Source organism: Baekduia sp. (assembly GCF_035318805.1).
Classification (GTDB): Bacteria; Actinomycetota; Thermoleophilia; order Solirubrobacterales; family Solirubrobacteraceae; genus Baekduia.
The window spans coordinates 45,237-52,073 of sequence record NZ_DATHDY010000054.1 but is presented as its reverse complement, the minus strand read 5'-3'; the positions used below and the strand labels follow the sequence as shown (position 1 = coordinate 52,073).

Sequence of the window (6,837 nt, the reverse complement as noted above, 5' to 3'; positions counted from 1 at the left end):
TGAGCAGGTCGACGATCTTCATCTGCTCGATCACCGAGCCGGGCCATCCGTGGCAGACGACGAGCGGCAGCGCGTCCTCGTGCTTCGAGCGAACGTGGACGAAGTGGATGTCGAGCCCGTCGATCTCGGTGATGAAGTTGGACACCGAGTTGAGCTTGGCCTCGCACTTGCGCCAGTCGTGCTCGGTCTCCCAGTAGCGCGCGACCGCCTGGATCGTCGCCAGCTGCACGCCCTGCGACGCATCGTCGACGCCTTCCTTCTCAGGCCAGCGCGTGGCCGCGATGCGGGCGCGCAGGTCTTCGAGGTCCGCCTCGGGGAACTTGACCGTGAACGGCCGGACTGCCGTGGCCTCCGCTGACCTGCCAGTGGTGGCAGACATGCGGGATCCTCCTTGCTTGCAGGCACCGGCCCGTCGCACGAAGCCTGATCGTGTTAATGCACTGCGCGCCCGTGGATGGCCCTGGGGTGTGCTGCGTGGGCTCAAGTCGAGCGCTGACTGGGAGCGCAAACCAACTCTACGCGCGCCAACGCCGCGACGCCAAAGAACCCGAATGCGCAGTGTTGTGGCACTGCACTGCCCTCGGCGGCAGAGCGACGAAATGGCAGGCGCGCCGGTTGGAGTCGGCAGCCAGGTCGGCGCGGCGCCGCGAGGGACACGGCATGGGCGCTGCTGCTGAGGCAGCATCTCGCCGGCGCGCGACTCCGTCCCTCAGCGGCGGGCTTGACCGGCCACCACTCTCGCTTTCCATGCGCAGGAGCACTGACCAACAGGCGACAGGCGACCGCAGCTTTCGCGGAATCGCAGAGTGCTGCTCGTCGTCCATTGCGACAGTGAGGGTGCCTCAGGCGCGGCTATCGCGTCTGCCTCTAAGGAGCAGCCCGGCTACCTCTGGTCCGGCTGCTCGCCGCGCTGCCGCTGATCGTCTCAGCGGGCACGGTGCCGGCTCTTCGAGACGCTGCTCGTCGGACGCCAGGCCGTAGCGGCCGGATCGCGCTGGGTCGGCGAACGTCGCGGCGAGCTGAACGGCTGCGCCGGCGGTCACGGCCGCGCGCACCACCGGCGACTAGGCGCCGTTCAGGTTGCTCGGCGAGACCGGCGCCGACGTCCGGGTCCAGCCGCAATAGGGGTCCGGTGGCGGTATTCCAATCTTTGCGGCGTTGCGTCCTCGGGACTATGCGAGTCATAATCGAGGCGAGCCAGCCGGAACGCAGCTTGGAAGTCCGATCCCAGAGGAGGAAGCGCGCAGCGACGTGGGACGCGACCCGCCCTCGGTGCCGCAGTCGGAGAGCGAGCTGGAGGGGCTCTTCGATCTGTCGCTCGACCTGCTCTGCATCGCCGGTTTCGACGGCTACTTCAAGCGGGTGAACCCGTCGCTGGCGCGCACGTTCGGCTATCGGAGACAGGAGCTGCTGTCCCGGCCGTGGCTGGACTTCGTGCACCCGGATGACGTTCAGTCGTCGCGCGACGTGCTCGCCTATCTCGTGCGCGGGAACGACGTGATCGGATTCGAGCACCGCATCATCTGCGCCGACGGCTCGGTCCGCTGGCTCCAGTGGAACACGCGGACCATGCCCGAGCGAGGCTTCGTGTACGGCGCTGCCAGGGACGTGACCGACCGCCGCCGCGCCGACGCCGAATTGCACGAGGCGCAGCGGATGGTCGAGGCGAGCCGCGATGAGCTGCGCGTGCTCGCGGAGGAACAGGCTGCGCTGCGGCGCGTGGCGACGCTGGTCGCGCGCGAGTCCTCACCCACGCAGGTCTTCGCGGCGGTCGCCGAAGAGGTGGGACGGCTGTTGCGCGTCGATCACACGGCAATGGTCCGCTACGAGCCCGACGGAACCGCCACCCTCGTCGGGGCCTTGGGTGAGCCTGACCCCGGCACCCCGGTCGGCACCCGGCGCACCTTGGAACGGGAGAGGGTGGAAGGGCACGTCGTTGCGCTCGTGCTCGACACGGGGCGGCCCGCCCGCATCGACGACTTCGCGAAGGCGCCCGGCGCTCTGGCGGCTTACACGCGCACGCTGGGCATTCGGTCGGCGGTCGGCACCCCGATCGTCGTCGAGGGACGGCTCTGGGGCGTCATGTTCGCCCTCTCGCGGCGGGCCGAGCCGCTGCCGGCCGACACGGAGGCGCGGATCGGGGAGTTCACCGAACTGGTCGCGACGGCGATCTCGAACATCCAGGCGCGGTCGGAGCTCGCCGCGTCCCGGGCGCGGATCGTGGCGGCGACCGACGAGGAGCGCCGGCGCGTGGTCCGCGATCTGCACGACGGAGCGCAGCAGCGCCTCGTCCACACGGTCATCACGCTGAAGCTGGCGCGCCGGGCGCTCCAGAGCCAGGAGGATGCCGCCCCCGCGCTCGTGACCGAGGCGCTCGACCACGCGCAGCAAGCCACCACCGAACTCCGCGAGCTCGCGCACGGCATCCTCCCGACGGTCCTCACCCGCGGCGGGCTGCGCGCTGGAGTGGAAGAGCTGGCATCGCGGATGTCGCTGCCCGTCGAGAACGGCGTGGCCGTGGGCCGGCTCCCCGCGGCAGTCGAGTCAACCGCCTACTTCGTGGTCTCCGAGGCGCTGACCAACGTCGCCAAACACGCTCGCGCCAAACACGCCAAGGTGACGGCGCGGATCGAGGACGACTCGCTGGCAGTCCACGTGCGCGACGACGGTATGGGAGGCGCCCGGCCTGACGGGAGCGGCCTCGTCGGGCTCGCGGACCGGCTCGCCACCCTCGACGGCCGGCTCCAGGTCGAGAGCCCGGCCGACGGCGGCACGCTGATCGCGGCCGCCATCCCCCTCGCCGGCTGGGCCCCGGACTTGGGCAGGTAGGCCAAGACGGCGAGAACGGTCCAAGACGGCGCGCCGCGCGTCCACGTCGCCAACACTTCCGATTGACCACGGCCGCGCGCCCCACGAGCTCGACCAGCGCGGCCGCACCCAGGGCGGCAAGCGCGCACGCACGATCCACTTACCCGATCCTTCCCTGGTACGCGCCCCCCATGGGGTACGACGACGAGCGTCTGGCTCGCGACGCCAGACGCTCACTCCGGACGAGAAGCGGGCGGCCGCCTCCGCGCGACCGGAGCCGTGCCACTTCCGCGTCCGTGGGACAGGCAGCAGCGACGGGCTGACTGCTCCTATCCATGCCGGCGTCGCGTGGGCCGGATGAACCAACACGCTGCTGCTTTCGCCTGCGCGCGAAAGCACAAGACGTCGCCGGCGGCGCGGCCATGTCGCGCGTGCACGCACGACTGATGTCACGGATGCGCAGGCGTTGGTGTGGGCTCTTTCGCGCTAACCGATCCAACCTGCGGATTAGAAAGGACTTGCTCACCATGTTCGGTGACGTCCGGTGGCGTCAGATTTGGCTCTGACTAACCAGATTCTACATCTCGTGACGTTCGACGGCGTGGCACAAGAGCGGGGACATACGCCCTTCAGGGAGCATTCCCGACACGTCAATCAAGCCCTGGGTGCCGCGCGTGGGTACCGCATGCCACCGCGATCGTTCGAGCTGCAGACTTCCGCGAGCTGGCGCTGCGGTGCAAGTTTACGGAGGTTGTCCCGTCCGTCGTGGATCTTCGTGACGGCGGTCCCGGTCTGATAGTCAGGCGTGGGCGAGCGTAGCGGCCTCCTTGAGCGGCTGCGAGTTGTCGTTGTTGGTGGTGCGGGAGGTGAGGTCTGCTTCGACGGCGATCGCGAGCTTGGCGAGGTCGGGGTAGCCGACGATCCGGCGGAACTGGGCCTCGGCCTCGAGCATCCCGGCGGCGGTCCAGCGCAGGCACATGTCGCCGGACTGCCAGCGCTTGACGTTGCGCGACGTGCGGCGGACGGTCTCGATCATCGACTCGATCGGGTTCGTCGACTGCAGGGTGCGCTTCAAGTTGCCCGTGATGCCCAGGCGGGTCAGCGTGAGCGTCTCCTCGAGGCCTTCGCGCAGCGAGCTCGCGGCGCCGGGATGCGGCCGCTCGAGCTCTGAGGCGAGGGCGCGCAGCCCGTCCAGCGCGAGCGCATGGTTCTCCGACGCCCAGGCCCTGCGCAGCCTGGCCTTGACCGCGGGGCGGTCGCGCTCGGGCAGGTGGTCCAGCACATTGCGCTCCTTGTGGCGAACGCAGCGCTGCACCGGCACCGGCCCGAACACCTCAGCCACCGCGGCGCGCAGCGCCTTGCCGCCGTCGAGGCAGACGAGCACGCCCTGCTCGACGTCCAGGCCCCGCTGCACGAGTCTGAGAGCAGGTGCACGGTGACGGTCTTGTTCTCGGTGCTGCCGTCCCACAGCCCGAGCGGGCCATTGGTCCCGTCGGTGGTGATGCCCAGCGCGACGACGCAGCAGCGGCCCTTGAGCTCGATCCCATCGAGCATCAGCACGGCCAGCCGGACGTCGGCCAGCGAGCGCGCCATTAGCGCGTCGAGATGCTCGCGGGTGCGGCCGACGAACTCGCGCGAGACCGCCGACTTCGAGGTCGACCGCTCGGCCTCGACGATCTCCCGGCCGACCGGCTCCCTGGTGCGCGCGAACCTGCGGGTCGAGACGCCAGCCAGCATCTGCTCGAGCACCGTCCGCGTCAGGGGGTCGCGATCGGCGAAGTGCGCATAGGTCACCAACGGCACCTCGCGCTCGCCGTCGGCGCTCCGAGCCCGCGGCCGGTCGACGGGCACGCGCCGGCCGCCGAGCGTGACCTCGCCCGCCTCGTGGCCGTGGCGCACCGCGACGCGGTCGGGGTTGCGCTTGCCCTTCGGACCAACAACATCATCAACTTCCTCTTCCATCAGCTCGGTCAGCACGCCGAGCCCGACGCCGACGCTGAGCGCCAGCAGCCCCTCCTTCGCTGCCCCGACCAACTCGCCCAACGCCTCCTGCACCCGCGCGGGCAGGACGGCCTCCTGCGCGATCGCGGCCTGCGCGACCGATACGGTCTCCCTCACGGCGGTTCCTCCTTCGATCTTGGTGGATCACCGCGAACGCTCCCAACCGGAGCGGACGCGGCGGAGGGACCGCCGTCTTCAAGTTCTACGAACTACGGGACAACCTCTTCACGTGCTGGCATAACACCAGTCGCTCCCATCGGACACCACACCGCAGGCCTCTTGACCGGCCCCGCCTGGAGGCATGGCATGCAGGAGGTCGTCGGTTCGAGCCCGTCTGGCTCCACTGGTACGAAAGGCCCGCAGACGCGGCTTTTCCTGCCTTTCGTCGTTTGTGAAGGGGTTGAACCGGCACCAAATCCGGTGGTTGAGCTCTCGTGGGTACCGGGCGTGGGTACCGCGTATCTCGTTGCCGACGGCCTGGCAGTCCGCCGCGAGCCGTTCGAGCTGGCCGACGACCGGACCGGCATCAGCCCGTCCGACGAAACTCGCGAGGACGTCGGCGTCCTCCATGAAGTGATGCACCGTCTGTTGCGGCGCCGAATGACCTCGGTGGTGCGGCCAGCCAACTCCGGCTCAAGGCCGCACTGCTTCAGCGGTGCGAGTAGACGACCAGCGGCGAGCTTTGAGGAACACCTAGCGGTCGTGGTTTGCCTCCTCGAGCTCGATTCGGTTCAGCACCAGCTCGACGTCACGGCTTGGGTCCGCGTCCAACGGCCGCGGCGGTCGCTGTGACCAAGGAGTACGAATTTGTGGAGCTTGGGATCAGGAATCGCTTAGTCATAGCTCACCGGGGAAACTATCGGAGACAGGTCTGTACCATGACTGGCGACGTCTAAGTGCTTCGAGGTACCTAGTGGCGAGCACTAGCGCCTCGCTCTATTCATTGACCCATGGGAGGACCCGTATGGCTAGTCGTTCCTGCTTCGGCGGGCTGTCGCTGTCGTTCGCCCGTATCGGCGCTCTGTTGACCGCGGCCGTGATGGTCGCGACGCTGGCGAGCGTCTGCGCGAGTACGTTCTCGCCCTCGACGGCACACGCGTCGTTCTTCACGTTTTGCTCGGCGGCGTCCCTTGGCGCCTACCCGAACGACCGGTGCGCCCATTCCGTGTCCCGGCAGTACGCGTGGACGCGGAGCTCCGTCGCCGTCACGTCGGGCGTGTGCGCCATCGTGAAGACCGACGCGGGCGGATTCGGTGGCAACGCCACGGCTCCGGCATGTGACTATACGGACCAGTGGGTGTACTCCTACTGCGGCTCGCCATACTCGTGCAACGGCTATCCAACCGTCACGAATAACGGCCAGTCGAGTCCGTATCAGTTCTACGCCGCGGCCAACTTCTAGGGAGACCTGCAGATGCTCAAAAGAATTGCTGTTGCCGCGGCGATCGTCGCCGCCGCCGCCGGAGTCGGCACTGCGGTGTCCGCGAACGGCGACTCGACATCGCGTTCTGGGCCGCCGGCGGCTGCCGACTTCCCGTCTGCGCCGGGGAACCTCGCGCGGTTCTCCGCGTTGAAGTCCGCACGGACCAGCGCGGACGCGTTGCCTGACGCGCTGCACCCAGAATCGCTCGAGGTCGACACGTCGACATCGCGTAAGATCACGTCGCGGCCTGCCGGTTCGGCGTGGATCACGGCCGACGACAAGCTGACGTGCCTATCTGTCCAGCCCTCCGGGGGGGGCGGGACGGCCAGCTGCCACTCGACGTACTCCGTTCCCCACGGCTTCGGCTACACCACCGGCGACGCCTCGGAAGGCGCCGTCACCGTCGCGGGTGTCGTTCCCGACGCAGTCGACCAGGTTGTCGTGCATATCAAGGGCGCCGCCGACCAGAAGGTGCCCGTGTCGAGGAATGGCTACATCGCCGAGGTCAAGGGCTCGCCCACGAGCGTCTCCTACACCGACGCATCCGGCGAGCACTCCTGGCCACTCGCCGCGTTCAACGGCTAGGCAACTCGGCGACACCTTCG

5 protein-coding genes and 1 pseudogene are annotated in these 6,837 nt (G+C 68.8%); 4 read left to right on the top strand and 2 right to left on the bottom strand.

Features of this window, described 5'->3' with window-relative positions; genetic code table 11:
* On the bottom strand, positions 1-379 hold a 379-nt coding region (locus VK501_RS13030; protein WP_324337949.1), incomplete at its 3' end, for an epoxide hydrolase N-terminal domain-containing protein.
* Positions 380-1,251: 872 nt separating this feature from the next.
* Here VK501_RS13030 and VK501_RS13025 point away from each other — a divergent pair.
* Positions 1,252-2,829 carry a PAS domain S-box protein gene (locus tag VK501_RS13025; RefSeq protein ID WP_324337948.1) on the top strand — a complete coding sequence of 526 codons (1,578 nt, stop codon included), beginning with the start codon at positions 1,252-1,254 and terminating at the stop codon, positions 2,827-2,829.
* Between the two features lie 778 nt (positions 2,830-3,607).
* Here the strand turns inward: VK501_RS13025 and VK501_RS13020 are convergent.
* Positions 3,608-4,773: pseudogene (locus VK501_RS13020) on the bottom strand (IS256 family transposase).
* Between the two features lie 342 nt (positions 4,774-5,115).
* Between VK501_RS13020 and VK501_RS13015 the strand changes: the two are divergent.
* The 3 genes from VK501_RS13015 to VK501_RS13005 all read left to right on the top strand — a co-directional run bounded on the left by VK501_RS13015 (position 5,116) and on the right by VK501_RS13005 (position 6,817).
* Positions 5,116-5,601, top strand: coding sequence for a hypothetical protein (locus VK501_RS13015; RefSeq protein ID WP_324337946.1), 486 nt, complete (start codon positions 5,116-5,118; stop codon positions 5,599-5,601).
* A gap of 172 nt (positions 5,602-5,773) precedes the next feature.
* Positions 5,774-6,211, top strand: a complete 438-nt coding sequence (locus VK501_RS13010) for a hypothetical protein (RefSeq protein ID WP_324337944.1) — start codon at positions 5,774-5,776, stop codon at positions 6,209-6,211.
* A 75-nt stretch (positions 6,212-6,286) separates the two neighbouring features.
* Positions 6,287-6,817 carry a hypothetical protein gene (locus tag VK501_RS13005; RefSeq protein WP_324337943.1) on the top strand — a complete coding sequence of 177 codons (531 nt, stop codon included), beginning with the start codon at positions 6,287-6,289 and terminating at the stop codon, positions 6,815-6,817.
* Positions 6,818-6,837 lie beyond the last annotated feature (20 nt).